Here is a 15,004-nt window from a genome sequence, read left to right on the forward strand (position 1 = left end):
CAATGTAGGCCCTTGGCGCAGGTTTGGCTGCTGGCGATTACTCGCGGTTGCCGCCGAAGATGCCCAGCAGCATCAGCAGGTTCGAGAAAACGTTGTAGACGTCCAGGTAGATGGCCAGCGTGGCGGACACGTAATTGGTCTCGCCGCCGTTCACCACGCGCTGGAGGTCGACCAGCATGAAGGCCGAGAAGATGACGATGGCCAGGACCGAAATGGTCAGCATCAGCGCCGGCAACTGCAGGAAGATGTTGGCCAGGGCCGCCACCAGGATCACGACCGCGCCGATGAACAGGAATTTCTGCATTCCCGAGAGGTCGCGCTTGATGGTCGTGGCCAGCGTGGCCATCGTGCCGAATACGATGGCGGTGCCGCCGAAGGCCGTCATGACGAGCTGCGAGCCGTTGCTCATGCCCATGACGAACCCGAGCAGGCGCGACAGCATGATGCCCATGAAGAAAGTGAAGGCCAGCAGCAGGACGACGCCCAGCGAATTGTTCTTGTTCTTTTCGATGGCGAACATCATGCCGAACGCGCCCACCAGGAACACGATCGCCGACAGGCCCGGGCTGGCGCCCATGACGGCGTTGATGCCGGTGTACAGGCCCACGGCGGCGCCCAGCACAGTGGGAATCAGCGAGAGCGCCAGGAGCCAATAGGTGTTGCGCAGGACTTTATTGCGCGCGACCTCGCCCGGCGCGCCGGCCATCGAGCCGGAACGGTTAAAAGGGGACGGACGATATTCGTTCATGGAGAACTCCTGTGTACGGCAGAGTAGTGGTTGCCTAGAAGGCTTAGATGGGAAGGATACCTTACAGTTCCCTGAAGAATCCAGTTTCACCAAGAATTAGACCAGACGCGGGGCATGGGTTCCAGAGGGGTCAACCCGGCCGGACGTTACGCAGCACGCGGGCCACGATGCCTGGCAGTTCGGCATCCATGCGGGCCTGGATCTGTTCGATGGCGTCGGCCAGGGCTTCCCGCATGAGCTCTTCAACCTCGGCCTGCAGGCGCGCGCTGACGACGGCCGCGTCGGGCAGGGGGGCGGATGGGGGGGCGGCGGAAGGCGCGTCCATGGGTTCCGCCACGTCGGTCAGCAGCGGGAAGGCATCGTCAGCGTACGCCGGTCCGGCGTCGTCGGCCAGCTCCGTCAGCACCGGCGCCTGCGCGTCGTTGCCGGCGGGGGGCGCATGAAACGTGGGCTCGGCCCGTTGGGTCAAGGTAGGGATGCCGGGGTCGTTGAGGCGAGAGGGCATGGTGGCTCCCGAGAGTCTGGGTGGCGCGGCGGGCGCGGGCACGCCGGCGCCGGTGTGGCGATCAGCCGTCAGGCTGGCGGCTGAGATCGTGGCTGTGCGGCGTGTGGCCGGCGCCCTGGTACGCGCGCCAACGCTGGCGGGCCGCCTGCTTGTCGTCCGGATCGTCGGAGACGATTTCGAGCAGCCGCTCGAAGGCTTCGAATCCGGGGGGGCAGTCGTTGTCCAGGTTCAGCAGCCAGGCGGGCGGCGGGAGCCCGCCCTGACTTGCGGCCGCTGCGGCCTGCTGCGGATCGCCGGCGGTCAGGACCACCGCGGTATCGGGCGCCAGCGGGTCGTTGGCCAGCACGTGCGGCACGAAAGACGTGTCGTCGAATGCCCACAGCATGCGGTCGAACGCGGCCAAGCGGCTGCCGTCTTTACAGTACACCACCAGCCGCTGGCCTGCCAGGTAGCGCTTGCGCACGACCTGGCAGGCCATGCGCAGGCGGTCGGGCGCGCCGAAGGCGAAATCGATGCGCGTCATGCCGGGTACCGTTGCAGGCGCTTCAAGCCTGGTCCAGCAGGTACTGCATCAGCAGCGGCACGGGGCGGCCGGTGGCGCCCTTGTCCTTGCCGCCGCGCCAGGCCGTGCCGGCGATGTCCAGGTGGGCCCAGGGATAGGCTGTGGCGAAGCGCGACAGGAAGCAGGCCGCCGTGACCGCGCCAGCCGGAGGGCCGCCGATGTTGGCGAGGTCGGCGAAGTTGGACTTCAGCTGTTCCTGGTAGGCGTCGTCCATGGGCATGCGCCACGCGGTGTCCAGCGACGCGCGGCCGGCCGCGGCCAGAGCGTCGGCCAGGGCGTCGTCCTTGGAGAACAGACCGCTGTTGACGTTGCCCAGCGCGACCACGCAAGCGCCGGTCAGCGTGGCGATGTCGATGACGGCGGACGGCTTGAAGCGTTCAGCGTAGGTCAGGGCGTCGCACAAGACCAGGCGGCCCTCGGCATCCGTGTTCAGGATTTCGATGGTCAGGCCGGCCATGCTGGTGACGACGTCGCCCGGCTTGTTGGCCTTGCCGCTGGGGAGGTTTTCGCAAGCGGGGATCAGGCCGACCACGTCCAGCGGCAGTTCGAGTTCGGCCAGGGCGCGGAACGAACCCAGCACGCTGGCGGCGCCGCACATGTCGTACTTCATTTCGTCCATGGTGGCGGCGGGCTTGAGCGAGATGCCGCCGGCGTCGAATGTGATGCCCTTGCCGACCAGCACGACGGGGCCGCGGGCGGCCTTCGCGCCCTTCTTGGCGGCTTTGTTGCCGGCGTGGCGCAGCACGATGAAGCGCAGCGCTTCCTCGGAACCGCGGGCGACCGACAGGAACGAACCCATGCCCAGCGCTTCGACTTGCTTCCTGTCGAGCACTTCGACCTTCAGCGACTTGAATTCGCGGGCCAGGCGCTTGGCCGTTTCGCCCAGGTAGGTGGGGGTGCAGAGGTTGCCGGGCAGGTTGCCCAGCGTGCGGGTCAGCTCCATGCCGTTGGCGATGGCGCCGCCTTCGCGCAGGCCCTTCTGCGCCTGGGCGGCGTCGGCGCGTTCGACGACCTGGGTGATCTTCTTGAGCTTGGGGCGGGCGTCGCGGTCGGGCTTGCCGAAGCTGGCGTCGTAGTGATAGGTGGCGCTGCCGGCCGCGATGGCGGCGCTGCGGGCGCGGGCGGCGATGCTCACGTCGGCGATGGGGTTGGCGGTCAGCGTGGACACGCCTTCGGTCAGCTGGGCGGCCACGCAGGCCGAGGCGAAGGCCTGTTCGGCGGAGGCGTGGGCGCGGGCGGCGTATTCCTCCTGCTTGCCCAGGCCCACCAGCACTACGCGCTGCGCGGCTACGCCGGGCAGGTTGCGCAGCGTCAGGGTGAAGCCGGCGCGGCCGCGGAACTCGGCCTTGACCACCGAGCGCACGGCGCCGTTGGAGGCGCGGTCGATGAGATCGGCGGCGGGACTCAACACGCCTTCCGCGTACACGCCGACGGCCAGCGCGGCGGTTTTGACTTGGTGCAGGGAAGCGGTGGTCTGTGTGCTAAATTCCATGAGGGTTTCCCGTGTGCGTCTGTGTATGATGCGGTCGATTATCCCGCATATTCTCCCATGTCTCTATTTAAACGCTCTGTCGTCAGCGAGATCATCAGTCACGCTGGCGTTGTCTTTTCCACGTTGCTCGTCGTGTGGCTCAGCGTGCTGCTCGTGCGCTTGCTCGGCGAAGCCGCGGGAGGCAACATCGGAGCGGACGTCGTGCTGGTCCTGGCCGCGCTGTCGACCATCACCGCCTTGCCGACCATCCTCGCGGTCTCGGTGTTCATCGCGGTCCTGACCACCGTCACGCGCAACTACCGCGAATCCGAAATGGTGGTGTGGTTCGCCAGCGGCCTGTCCTTGGCGGATTGGCTGAGGCCCGTGCTGCGCGTCGCCGTTCCCGTCGCGCTGGCGGTGGCGGGGCTGACGCTGGTGGCGGCGCCTTGGGCGTACCGCCAGATCGGCGAATACCACGAACGTTTCGAGCAGCGCTCGGACCTGTCCAAGGTCACGGCCGGGCAGTTCGCGGAGTCTTCGGGCGGCAGCCGCGTGTTCTTCGCGGAAGATCCGCTCGATGCCAACGACGAACTGGGCAACGTGTTCGCGCGTGAAACCGGGCCCGAATGGCTGAGCGTGCTGACCGCCAGCAAGGCGCGCAGCGAAACGCTTCCCAACGGCGACCGCTTCCTGGTGCTGGGCGAAGGGCACCGCTACGACCTGAAACCGGGCACGCCCGAGCTCCGCCTGGTGCATTTCGACAAGTACGGGCTGCGCCTGGAAAGCAAGTCGGGCGGCGATCCCGTGGCCGAGGCCCGCGCCGCGGCGGAGCGTTCCTCCAAGGCGCGCACCACCACGCAATTGATGGCCGACAACACCGACAGCAGCTGGTCGCAGGTCATGTGGCGCATCTCGCTGCCGCTGGCCGCGTTGAACCTCGCGCTGCTCGCGATCCCTCTCGGGGCGGTCAACCCGCGCCTGGGGCGCTCGGGCGACCTGCTCATCGCGGGCCTCGTGGGCCTGCTCTACATGAACCTGATCAACCTGTCGCGCGCCTGGATCTCCAGCGGCAAGCTCAGCTTCGGCGTGGGCGTGTGGGCCATCCACGGCGCCGTGGCCCTGTTGACGGTCTTCCTGCTGATGCGCCGCCTGCGCGTGAAGGCGCCCCGGACCAGCGCGTAGGCGCGGCTTCGGGGGCGGCCTCGGCCGTCACGGCAGGTATTTCATGGTGCCGCGCCTGCCGGCCAGCAGGTCGGCGTTCTTCAGCACCGACTTGCGGATGAATTCCCACAGGACCGTCACGCGCTTGAGCTTGCGCAGGTCTTCATGGCAGTACATCCAGAACGAGCGCGTGATCTCCACCTCGTTTTCCAGCACCGGCGTGAGCCGCGGATCCTGCGCGGCGATGAAGCAGGGCAGGATCGCCAGCGACTGGCCCTGCAGCGCGGCATGGTACTGCGCAACCACGCTGGTGCTGCGCAGCACCACCTTGCTGGCGGGCAGCAGGTCTTCCAGGTAGCGCAGGCGTTCGCTGAACAGGAGTTCGTCCACGTAGCCGATAAAGGAATGTCCGGCCAGGTCCGCGCGGGCCGCGATCGGCGGGTGGCGGGCGAGGTGGCCGGGCGTGCCGTACAGGCGCAGCGTGTAATCGCACAGCTTGCTGCACACATACGGGCCGCGCTGGGGGCGCTCGATGGTGATGGCCAGGTCGGCCTCGCGCTTGGACAGGCTGACGAACCGGGGCACCGGCAGGATGTCCAGCGTGATGTGCGGATAGCGCCGCTGGAAGTCGGCGGCCAGGGGCGTCAGCACGTAGCTGCCGAAACCCTCGGTGGCGCCGATGCGCAGGTGGCCCGATAGCGCCTGGCCGATGCCCGACAGGTTCTCGCGGGCGGAATGCACCGTGCTTTCCATCTGTTCGGCATGGACGAAGAGGCGCTGGCCGTCTTCCGTCAGCATGAATCCGGCGCTGCGCGACTTCTCGAACAGCAGCGTTTCCAGCTCGGCCTCCAGCGCGCGAATGCGCCGCGACACCGTCGTGTGCTCCACCCCGAGCTTGCGCGCGGCCGCGCTGACCCGCTGCGTACGGGCCACTTCCAGGAAATACCTCAGGCTGTCCCAATCAAGCACGATCTGGCGCTCCAGGCGTCCGCGGCGCTGCGCGCGGCGGGCCAGAAATTCAATTGTTCATTTATGCACAAGGAATGTGCATTTCTGGTGTTGCTCGTTGATTTTCACACATCTACACTGGGTTGGCAGGCCCTAGGGCATAACCCGGGGCCGCAGGCCGCAAAGACGGCGCCATAACGCATAGAACTCAGGAGACAAATCCATGAAATTGCACGCACGCGGGCTGGCCGTAGGTTTGTGTCTGGGCGCCGTCCTGGTTGCCCAGGCGCACGCGGCGGACAAGCCGCCAGTGAAGATCGGCATTCTGACGGACATGTCCGGCACCTACGCCGCCATGGGAGGAGCAGGTTCGGTGGCGGCGGCGCAGCTGGCCATCGATGATTGCCTGGCCGCGGAGTGCAAGGGCATGAAGATCGACCTGGTGTCCGCGGACAACCAGAACAAGGCGGACGTGGGCGCGGCCAAGGCGCGCGAATGGTTCGACCGCGACGGCGTTACCGCCATCGCCGACCTGACCAACTCCGCCGTGGCCCTGGCTGTGCAGGGCATTGCGCGCGAAAAGAACAAGGTCGTGATGTTCTCCGGCCCGGCCACCACGGCGCTGACCAACAAGGAATGCTCGCCCGTCGGCTTCCACTGGATGTTCGACACGTATTCGCAATCCGCAGGCGGCGCCAAGGCTACCGTGCGGGCGGGCGGCAAGTCCTGGTTCTTCATTACCGTGGACTACGCCTTCGGCCACTCGCTGGAAGCCGATACGGCCAAGGCCGTGAAGGCGCTGGGCGGCACGGTGACCGGCAGCGTGCGGCATCCGCTGAACGCGCCTGACTTCGCGTCCTATCTGCTGCAGGCCCAAAGCTCCAAGGCGCAGGTCGTGGCGCTGGCCAACGGCGGCCAGGACACCGTCAACGCCGTGAAGCAGGCGCGCGAGTTCGGCATCGTGGCCGGCGGGCAGCGCCTGGTGTCGCTGCTGATCTTCCTGTCCGACCTGCGCGCGCTCGGCCTGGAGAACGCCCAGGGCCTGTCATACGTGGACGGCTTCTACTGGGATTACGACGATTCCACCCGCCAGTGGTCCGGGCGCTTCGAAAAGGCCTTCCGCGGCCTGAAGCCCACCATGACCCAGGCCGGCGTGTATTCCAGCGTGCTGCACTACCTGCGCGCCGTGGCGGCGTCCGGCAGCACGGACGGCAAGGTGGTCGCCGACAAGATGCGCGAACTGCCCATCAAGGATCCGATCATGCGCAATGCGTCGATCCGTCCCGATGGCCGCGTGATCCACGACATGTACCTGTATGAAGTGAAGAAGCCCGCGGAGTCCAAGGGCGGCTGGGATTACTCCAAGCTGGTGGCGACCATTCCGGCCGCCGAGGCGTTCCAGCCCCTGGCCGATTCGTCGTGCCCGCTGGTGAAGAAATAAGCCGTGCGCGCGCCGCCGGCCCTCGGGCCCGGCGGCGCGCCGCGAGATCCATGATCGCGGAGTTCCCTCCGCATCGACTACGCAGTGTGAGGAGCATCAAATGAGTGAAGTCCCGCGCGTTCCGCTATTGATCGGCGGCAAGCTAGTGCAGTCCAAAACCACCGAATGGCGAGACGTGATCAATCCCGCCACCCAGGAGGTCGTCGCCAAGGTTCCCTTCGCCACCCGCGAAGAACTGGACCTGGCCGTCTCCAACGCCAAGGAGGCCTTCAAGACCTGGCGCAACAGCGGGCAGGGCATGCGGATGCGCGTCATGCTGAAGTTCCAGGAGCTGCTGCGCGCCAACACCGGCAAGCTGGCCGAGATGATCACCCGCGAGCACGGCAAGACCCTGCCGGACGCCGAAGGTGAAGTCGGCCGCGGCCTGGAAGTGGTCGAGCACGCCTGCTCGATCGCCAACCTGCAGCTGGGCGAGTACGCCGAAAACGCCGCCTCGGGCATCGACGTCTATACGCTGATCCAGCCGCTGGGCGTGTGCGCGGGCATTACCGCGTTCAACTTCCCCGTGATGCTGCCTTGCTTCATGTTCCCGATCGCCGTGGCTTGCGGCAACACGTTCGTGCTCAAGCCCTCCGAGCAGGATCCGACGTCATCGCTGTTCCTGGCGGAACTGGCCCTGGAAGCCGGCCTGCCCCCGGGCGTGCTGAACGTCGTGCACGGCGGTCCGGAAACCGCCAACGGCCTGTGCGAGCATCCGGACATCAAGGCGGTCTCGTTCATCGGTTCGACCCGTGTGGGCACCGAGATCTACAACCGCGCGTCGGCCGCGGGCAAGCGCTGTCAGTCCATGATGGGCGCCAAGAACCACTGCGTGGTCCTGCCGGACGCCGATCCCGATGTCGCCCTGAACCAATTGCTGGGCGCCGCCTTCGGCGCGGCCGGCCAGCGCTGCATGGCTTCGTCGGTGGCCGTGCTGGTCGGCGAGGCGCGCAACTGGCTGCCCGACTTCGTCGAGCGCGCGAAGAAGCTCAAGGTCAATTCCGGCACCGACCGCGCCGCCGACCTGGGCCCGCTGGTGTCGCCCAATGCCAAGAAGCGCGTCGAAAGCCTGATCCAGAAGGGCGTGGACGAAGGCGCCAAGCTGCTGCTGGACGGTCGCAACCTGAAGGTGGCGGGCTTCGAGCAGGGCAATTTCGTGGGCCCGACGATCTTCGACGGCGTCAACGAAAACATGACCATCTACACCGAAGAGATCTTCGGCCCGGTCCTGTGCGTGGTGGGCGCCGAAACGCTGGAGGACGCGGTGGCATTCATCAACCGCAATCCCAACGGCAACGGCGTCGCGCTGTTTACCCAGGATGGCGGCGCGGCCCGTTACTTCCAGAACAACATCGACGTGGGCCAGGTGGGCATCAACGTGCCGATCCCGGTGCCTGTGGCCTGGTTCAGCTTCACTGGCTCGCGCGGCTCCAAGCTGGGCGACCTGGGCCCCAACGGCAAGCAGGCCGTGCAGTTCTGGACGCAGACCAAGACGGTCACCGCGCGCTGGTCGGCCCACGCCAAGAGCGTGAACACCACAATCGCGATGCGCTGAAAAGGGGACGTCTTGCTCCTAAGCTTATATGAATAAGTGATATAGCAAGGCGTCCTTATTACTTATAATTGGTCCGTCTATCAGGGGCCAATTCATGAACCTGCAGCAATTTCGTTTCGTGCGGGAAACCATCCGGCGCGACTTCAATCTGACCGAAGCCGCCCGGATGCTCTACACCTCCCAACCGGGGGTATCCAAGGCAATCATCGAGTTCGAAGATGAACTGGGCATCAAGATCTTCGAACGGCATGGAAAACGCATCAAAGGGCTGACCAAGCCCGGCCTGGCGGTGTCGCAGGTCATCGATCGCATCATGCGCGAAGTGGACAACCTCAAGAAGGTCAGCGACGAGTTCGCGCGCCGCGACGAGGGTGGCCTGGTGATTGCATGCACGCATACCCAGGCGCGCTACCTGCTGCCCAGGGTCATCCCCGCGTTCCGCAAGCAATTCCCCAAGGTGCATCTGTCGCTGGCCGAAGGCAGCCCCGCGCAACTGGCCGAGATGGTCCTGCACGAGCAGGCCGACCTGGCGCTGGCGACGGAATCCCTGGCCCTGACGCCCGGCCTCGCGACGTTGCCGGTCTACGCCTGGGAGCACACCGTGGTGGTGCGTCCGGACCACCCGCTGGCCGAGCTGACTTCCAGCGCCGCCAAGCGGCTGTCGCTGGCGCAGCTGGCTGAATTCCCCATCGTGACCTATGACCGGGCCTTCACCGGCCGCAGCACCATCGACGAGATCTTCGCGAACCAGGGCATTCATCCGGACATCGTGCTGGAAGCCATTGACGCCGACGTGATCAAGACCTATGTCGACGTGGGCCTGGGCATCGGCATCATCGCGGGCGTGGCCTATGACCCGCGGCGTGACTCCAATCTGGTGGGGCTGCCCGTGGGCCATCTGTTCGGCACCCATACGACACGCGTCGGCGTGAAGTCTGGCGTGTTCTTGCGCGACTACGTCTACACCTTCCTGGAAATGCTGGCGCCTTCGCTGAGCCGTGCAGTGGTGACGGAAGCAGTGCAGGGCGTTCCCAAATAGACGGTTCGTCCTGTCGCAAGCAAGCCGCGCGGCGCCTTCCGGCCCGCGCTTTTTTTTTGGATGGACCGGGTCTCGCTATCCCTTTTTGCGGGCTCATAAAAATAATTAAATAAGAACAGATCTCATTTGTGTTGACTAAAAAATAGGAATCATTATCATTACATCCAGTCTCAACGACCCAGTGAGGTTCATCATGACGGCAGGACTCAGTGCAGTGGTAGTGGGCGCCGACCGCCTCGGCAACATTCCCGATCTTCTCAAAGGACACAATATTTCGATCACGCACCACATCAGCGGGCGTGATCCCTCGCATCAAAAGAAGACGCTGCAACTGCCGTCCGGCACCCAACTGGTCATCCTGCTGACCGATTTCCTCGGCCACAACGTCATGAAGACCTTCCGCAACGCGGCGCAGCGCGGCGGCATCCGGGTCGTGGCTTGTCGCCGTTCGGTCTGCAGCATGCAGCAGGCGTTGCAGCAATGCGGCCTGTGCTCCCGCGCGGGCACGGTGCACTAAACCGCCGGCCGCCTGCCGCGGCCGGGTAAAAGAACTGGGGAGGCCGAAACGGCCTGCGGCGTTCAAGCCGCGAAGAGAAACGAAAACGCCGCCGGACTGGAAAGCCCGGCGGCGTTTTGCTTGTTTGTACGGGAAGCGGGGCGGGGCTCAGTTGGCCGCGCGCGCGGAGGCCATGAGATTGTTGTCGAGGCGGCGGGCGCCGTTGTAGCGCTTGGCCCAGTAGGCCATGGTCATGTTTTCGACGCGGACCACGCCGCCGGCGCTGGGCGAGTGCACGAAGCGGTCATCGCCCAGGTAGATGCCCACGTGCGAATAGCGGCGGCCCAGCGTGTTGAAGAAGACCAGGTCGCCGGCCTTCAACTCGTTCTTGTCGACGGCGACGCCCTGACGCGCCATCTCGGCTGCGACGCGGGGCAGTTTCAGGCCCAGCGAACGTTCGGCGGTGTACGTGACCAGCCCGCTGCAATCGAAGCCGGTATCGGGGGAATTGCCGCCGAAGCGGTAGCGGATGCCCAGTTGGTTCAGGGCTTCGCTTACCATGGCGTTGTCGCTGCTCACGCCCGAGTGGGCCTTCTGGCGCTCGCGCTTGAACTTGTGCACCACCAGCATGCCGATGGGGTCATCGGCGGTGGCGACCCACTCCGTTTCGTAGGGGTCGATCTCCGACGTATAGGCGGTTGACTTTTGGCTTGTGCCGGCACAACCTGCCAGACCCGCCATGCACGCAAACAGCGCCAGCAAACGCAGACCGCGAGTTGCCTGGCCAGTAGATGAAATCTGTAGCGCGCGTGTGGAGTGTCGATGCATTCGCCTGGGGATGACTTGCGGACAACGACAGAAAGCACGGAATTCGCCGTGAATCTGACCAGGATGTCAGCAAAATCAACATTTTTGTACAACTTTGCGGGCGATTCTACCAAACTTTTAAGACCGGCCCGTTACGTTACCGGCTTAAATGTCCATGCAGCGTGGACGCTAGGCAGAATTTTTTTGACTTGCGGCAAGCCTCGTGCAAGGTTCGCCTACCAAAATGACCGAAGGATTCAAAAAGAAAGCAATCAGCCTTAAGGCTTACGAACGATAACAGGAGACATAAATGCAAAAAACCCGGGATTTCCATTACCGCTCGGTGCACGATCGCGATGCATTCTGGCGGGAAGAGGCGGGCCGCATTCATTGGGAAACGCCGTTCGAGTCTGTGCTGGACTTCTCCCGGCCGCCCTTCGCCAAGTGGTTCACGGGCGGGCGGACCAACCTTTGCTACAACGCGGTCGACCGCTGGCTGCCGACCCAGGCCGACGCGCCGGCCCTGATCTGGGTGTCTACCGAGGTTGAGCGGGAGCGCGTCTATACGCGCCAGGACGTCTTCGAAGAGGTCAATGCCGCCGCCGCCATGCTCAAGGAACTGGGCGTGGGGCGCGGCGACCGGGTGCTGCTGTACATGCCGATGGTGCCGGAAGCGGTGTTCACGATGCTGGCTTGCGCCCGGATCGGGGCGGTGCACTCCGTGGTATTCGGCGGTTTCGCCTCGGTCAACCTGGCCCAGCGCATCGACGACGCGGCGCCCAAGGTCGTGGTCTGTACCGATGGCGGTTCCCGCGCCGGCAAGGTCGTGCCGTACAAGCCGCTGCTGGACCGAGCGCTGGCGCTGGCCAAGTCGCCGCCGGCCTCGGTCGTGGTGTTCGACCGCGGCCTGGCCCCCTTCGAGCCTGTGGCCGGGCGCGACCTGGATTACGCGGCCCTGCGGGAACGTCACCGCGGCGCGCGGGTGCCGGTCGAATGGCTGGAATCGTCCGAACCCAGCTATATCCTCTATACCTCAGGCACCACGGGCCGGCCCAAGGGCGTGCAGCGCGACACCGGCGGCTACGCGGTGGCGCTGGCCTCGTCCATGGAATACATCTTCAACGGGAAGCCTGGCGACACCTTCTTCTGCACTAGCGACATCGGCTGGGTGGTGGGGCATTCCTATATTGTCTACGGCCCCCTGATCGGCGGGCAGGCGTCGATACTGTATGAAGGCACGCCGGTGCGCCCGGACGGCGCGATCCTGTGGAAACTGGTAGAGCAGTTCGGGGTCAACGCCCTGTTTTCGGCGCCGACCGCGGTGCGCGTGCTCAAGCGTCAGGACCCGGCGCTGCTCAAGCAGCACGACCTGTCCACGCTGCGCGCGGTGTACCTGGCGGGCGAGCCCCTGGACGAGCCGACGGCGCAATGGATTTCCAGCGGGCTGGGCAAGCCCATCATCGACAATTACTGGCAGACGGAATCCGGCTGGCCGATCCTCTCGGCCCAGCCCGGCGTAGAGAACGTGCCCACCCGCTACGGCAGCCCGTCGTTCCCCGTGTACGGCTTCGACGCGCGCATCGTCAGCGAATCCACCGGCGAGGACCTGGGCCCCGACCAGAAGGGCGTCGTGGCCATCGTGCCGCCGCTGCCGCCGGGCGCCATGTCCACCATCTGGGGCGACGACGAGCGTTTCGTCGAGACCTATTTCACCTCCATTCCCGGGCGCCAGGTGTATTCCACCTTCGACTGGGGCCTGGTCGACGCCGACGGCTACTGGTTCATCCTGGGGCGCACGGACGACGTGATCAACGTGGCGGGCCACCGGCTGGGCACACGCGAGATCGAGGAATCGGTCAACAGCCACAGCCAGGTCGCCGAGTGCGCGGTGGTCGGGGTGGCCGATACGCTCAAGGGGCAGGTGGCCATGGCGTTCGCCGTGCTGAAGAATCCGGCGGGCGCCGAAACGCCGGAGGGGGCAAAGCAGCTGGAAGGCGATATCATGCGGCTGGTGGAAGATCAGCTGGGAGCGGTGGCCAGGCCCGCCCGGATCCGGTTCGTGGGCGCGTTGCCCAAGACCCGCTCCGGCAAGGTGCTGCGCCGCGCGATCGTCGCGGTATGCGAAGGACGCGATCCCGGGGACCTGACAACCATCGAAGACCCAACCGCCCTGGAACAGATCAAGGAGTCGCTGCAATGAATACCAAACCCGTGCTGAGCGCCGAAGACGTCAAGAAAGTGTTGGCCGCGGCCGAGGCACACGCCCTGCAGAACAAATGGGCCGTCACCATCGCCGTGGTTGATGATGGCGGCCACTTGCTGGGCATGCTGCGCCTGGACGAAGCCGCCCCGATTTCGGCGCACATCGCGCCCGCGAAGGCCAAGACCGCCGCGCTGGGCCGCCGCGAATCGCGCGTCTATGAAGAAATGATCAACAACGGCCGCTATTCGTTCCTGTCGGCCCCGCTGATCGACGGCCTGCTGGAAGGCGGCGTGCCGGTCGTAGCCAACGGCCACGTGGTGGGCGCGGTCGGCGTGTCGGGCGTCAAATCGACCGAAGACGTGCAGATCGCGCAAGCAGGCATCGCGGCGCTGGGCCTATGAGCCTGCCGGGCCGCCCCAAAGGCGAATACCGGAGTGCGGAGCACGAAGGCGGACCGATGAGCCTGCCGGGCCGCCCCAAAGGCGAATACCGGAGTGCGGAGCACGAAGGCCGCCTCCTGAGCCAGGGCGAGCCCTCGGAAGCGTCGCCCGACGCTTCCGGCCAGAACGGCGGGGCAGGGGGCGGCAGCCCCCTGAATCCCGGCGTGGCCAAGCGCGAAGTCTGGGCCTGGGCCATGTACGACTTCGCCAATTCCGGCTACACCACCGTGATCCTCACGGCGGTGTTCAGTACCTATTTCGTCGGCGTGGTGGGCGGGCGCGCCCCGTGGGCCACGCTGGCCTGGACCGCGGCGCTATCGCTGTCCTATCTCCTCATCATGCTGACCATGCCCACGCTGGGCGCCCGCGCCGACGCGCGTGCCGGCAAGCGCCGCCTGCTCTACACGAGCACGGTGGGCTGCGTCGCCGCCACCCTGGTGCTGACGCAGGCGGGCCCAGGCGACGTCTGGCTCGCGCTGGCCGCCATCGTCATTTCCAACTACTGCTACTGCGTGGGCGAGTCCGTGGTCGCGGCGTTCCTGCCCGAGCTCGCCAAGCCCACGGCGCTGGGCCGGGTCTCGGGCTGGGGCTGGAGTTTCGGCTATTGCGGCGGCATGCTCACGCTGGGCCTGTCGCTGGTGGTCGTGACCCTGGCCGAGGCGCGCGGCGCGACCGCCGAGCACTTCGTGCCGTGGGTCATCGTCGTCACGTGTTCCGTCTTCGCGCTGGCGGCGCTGCCGTCCTTCTTCCTGCTGCGCGAGCGTGCCAAGCCGCAGGCCGGCCAGCCCGAGGCGCTGCACGTGCTCAAGCGCCTGGCCTATGCCTGGCGCGAAACCGGGCAGCACTTTCCGGAATTCCGCCGGCTGCTCATGTGCATTGCCTGCTACCAGGCCGGGATTTCGGTGGTGATCACGCTGGCGGCCGTATACGCCTCGGAGGTCATGGGGTTCACCACACCCCAGATCATGCTGCTGGTCTTCACGGTGAACATCGGCGCCGCGGCGGGGGCGTTCTCGTTTGGCTACGTGCAGGACCGCATCGGCCACAAGCCCGCGCTGGCCGTGACGCTGGTCGGCTGGATCGCAATGGTGCTGGTGGCCTACGCCGCCGTGACGGCGCCGGTGTTCTGGGTGGCCGCCACGCTGGCCGGGTTGTGCATGGGCACCACCCAGAGCGCGGGGCGGGCGATGACCGGCGCGCTCGCTCCCGCGGGCCGGCTGGCCGAATTCTTCTCGCTATGGACCTTTGCGGTGCAGCTGGCCGCCGTGATCGGCCCGCTGACCTACGGCCTGGTGACCTGGGCGACTGACGGCAACCACCGCCTGGCCATCCTGGTTACCGGCCTGTTCTTCGTCGGAGGCCTCATCCTGCTGTCGCGCGTGGATATGAAGCGCGGCCTGGCCCGGCGGGCCGCCTGAGTCTCACGAAAGCGGCGCCGCGGCTGCTATCCTTATGGTCTGCCCAGCGGCGCCGCGTTTGCAATGCGGCGCCGGTGCGTTGTTTGCTTGTGCATGCCGCTCGTTTGATGCCTTCCGGCCATTTCGGCGCGAGGCCGGCATTGCCGGCGCTCCGAGTTCCTGCGCCCGTGC

General features: G+C 66.0%; 14 protein-coding genes. 8 read left to right on the forward strand and 6 right to left on the reverse strand.

All coding sequences use genetic code 11. The annotated features are described in order from the left end of the window. Positions 1 to 37: 37 nt before the first annotated feature. The 4 genes from AGI3411_RS05555 to AGI3411_RS05570 form a co-directional block, all read right to left on the reverse strand. On the reverse strand, positions 38 to 748 hold the full coding sequence (locus AGI3411_RS05555; RefSeq protein ID WP_129526396.1) for a Bax inhibitor-1/YccA family protein: 711 nt from the start codon (positions 746 to 748) through the stop codon (positions 38 to 40). 130 nt (positions 749 to 878) lie between these two features. Next, a complete protein-coding gene (locus AGI3411_RS05560) occupies positions 879 to 1,253 on the reverse strand; it encodes a hypothetical protein (RefSeq protein WP_129526397.1) in 375 nt (124 codons plus the stop codon). A 61-nt stretch (positions 1,254 to 1,314) separates the two neighbouring features. After that, positions 1,315 to 1,776, reverse strand: a complete 462-nt coding sequence (locus tag AGI3411_RS05565; RefSeq protein WP_129526398.1) for a DNA polymerase III subunit chi — start codon at positions 1,774 to 1,776, stop codon at positions 1,315 to 1,317. A 22-nt stretch (positions 1,777 to 1,798) separates the two neighbouring features. Further along, positions 1,799 to 3,307, reverse strand: a complete 1,509-nt coding sequence (locus AGI3411_RS05570) for a leucyl aminopeptidase (protein WP_129526399.1) — start codon at positions 3,305 to 3,307, stop codon at positions 1,799 to 1,801. Between the two features lie 57 nt (positions 3,308 to 3,364). On the opposite strand from AGI3411_RS05570, the gene lptF reads away from it, so the two are divergent. Beyond that, positions 3,365 to 4,468 carry an LPS export ABC transporter permease LptF gene (gene lptF / locus AGI3411_RS05575; protein WP_129526400.1) on the forward strand — a complete coding sequence of 368 codons (1,104 nt, stop codon included), beginning with the start codon at positions 3,365 to 3,367 and terminating at the stop codon, positions 4,466 to 4,468. A gap of 27 nt (positions 4,469 to 4,495) precedes the next feature. Here the strand turns inward: lptF and AGI3411_RS05580 are convergent, their stop codons facing one another. Then, on the reverse strand, positions 4,496 to 5,416 hold the full coding sequence (locus AGI3411_RS05580; RefSeq protein ID WP_129526401.1) for a LysR family transcriptional regulator: 921 nt from the start codon (positions 5,414 to 5,416) through the stop codon (positions 4,496 to 4,498). A 202-nt stretch (positions 5,417 to 5,618) separates the two neighbouring features. On the opposite strand from AGI3411_RS05580, the gene AGI3411_RS05585 reads away from it, so the two are divergent. From AGI3411_RS05585 to AGI3411_RS05600, 4 genes are all read left to right on the forward strand, one after another. Further along, entirely contained in the window at positions 5,619 to 6,836 is a 1,218-nt protein-coding gene (locus AGI3411_RS05585; protein ID WP_129526402.1) for an ABC transporter substrate-binding protein, read from the forward strand. Between the two features lie 100 nt (positions 6,837 to 6,936). After that, on the forward strand, positions 6,937 to 8,430 hold the full coding sequence (locus AGI3411_RS05590; protein ID WP_129526403.1) for a CoA-acylating methylmalonate-semialdehyde dehydrogenase: 1,494 nt from the start codon (positions 6,937 to 6,939) through the stop codon (positions 8,428 to 8,430). A gap of 94 nt (positions 8,431 to 8,524) precedes the next feature. Further along, positions 8,525 to 9,469, forward strand: a complete 945-nt coding sequence (locus AGI3411_RS05595) for a CysB family HTH-type transcriptional regulator (RefSeq protein WP_129526404.1) — start codon at positions 8,525 to 8,527, stop codon at positions 9,467 to 9,469. Between the two features lie 193 nt (positions 9,470 to 9,662). Continuing rightward, the gene (locus AGI3411_RS05600) at positions 9,663 to 9,986 is read left to right on the forward strand and encodes a DUF2325 domain-containing protein (protein WP_039883953.1); all 324 of its coding nucleotides are present in this window, start codon (positions 9,663 to 9,665) and stop codon (positions 9,984 to 9,986) included. 147 nt (positions 9,987 to 10,133) lie between these two features. On the opposite strand, the gene AGI3411_RS05605 is transcribed toward AGI3411_RS05600, so the two are convergent. Further along, on the reverse strand, positions 10,134 to 10,793 hold the full coding sequence (locus tag AGI3411_RS05605; RefSeq protein ID WP_165359070.1) for a C40 family peptidase: 660 nt from the start codon (positions 10,791 to 10,793) through the stop codon (positions 10,134 to 10,136). Positions 10,794 to 11,082: 289 nt separating this feature from the next. Between AGI3411_RS05605 and AGI3411_RS05610 the strand changes: the two genes are divergently transcribed. The 3 genes from AGI3411_RS05610 (at position 11,083) to AGI3411_RS05620 (ending at position 14,833) form a co-directional block, all read left to right on the forward strand. Then, a complete protein-coding gene (locus AGI3411_RS05610) occupies positions 11,083 to 12,972 on the forward strand; it encodes a propionate--CoA ligase (protein ID WP_129526406.1) in 1,890 nt (629 codons plus the stop codon). After that, a complete protein-coding gene (locus AGI3411_RS05615) occupies positions 12,969 to 13,376 on the forward strand; it encodes a heme-binding protein (protein WP_129526407.1) in 408 nt (135 codons plus the stop codon). Before AGI3411_RS05610 ends, AGI3411_RS05615 begins: the two co-directional genes overlap by 4 nt. 233 nt (positions 13,377 to 13,609) lie before the next feature. Beyond that, on the forward strand, positions 13,610 to 14,833 hold the full coding sequence (locus AGI3411_RS05620; protein ID WP_129526452.1) for an MFS transporter: 1,224 nt from the start codon (positions 13,610 to 13,612) through the stop codon (positions 14,831 to 14,833). Positions 14,834 to 15,004 lie beyond the last annotated feature (171 nt).

Origin of the sequence: Achromobacter agilis (genome assembly GCF_900496965.1) — a bacterium.
GTDB classification, from domain to species: Bacteria; Pseudomonadota; Gammaproteobacteria; order Burkholderiales; family Burkholderiaceae_B; genus Achromobacter; species Achromobacter agilis.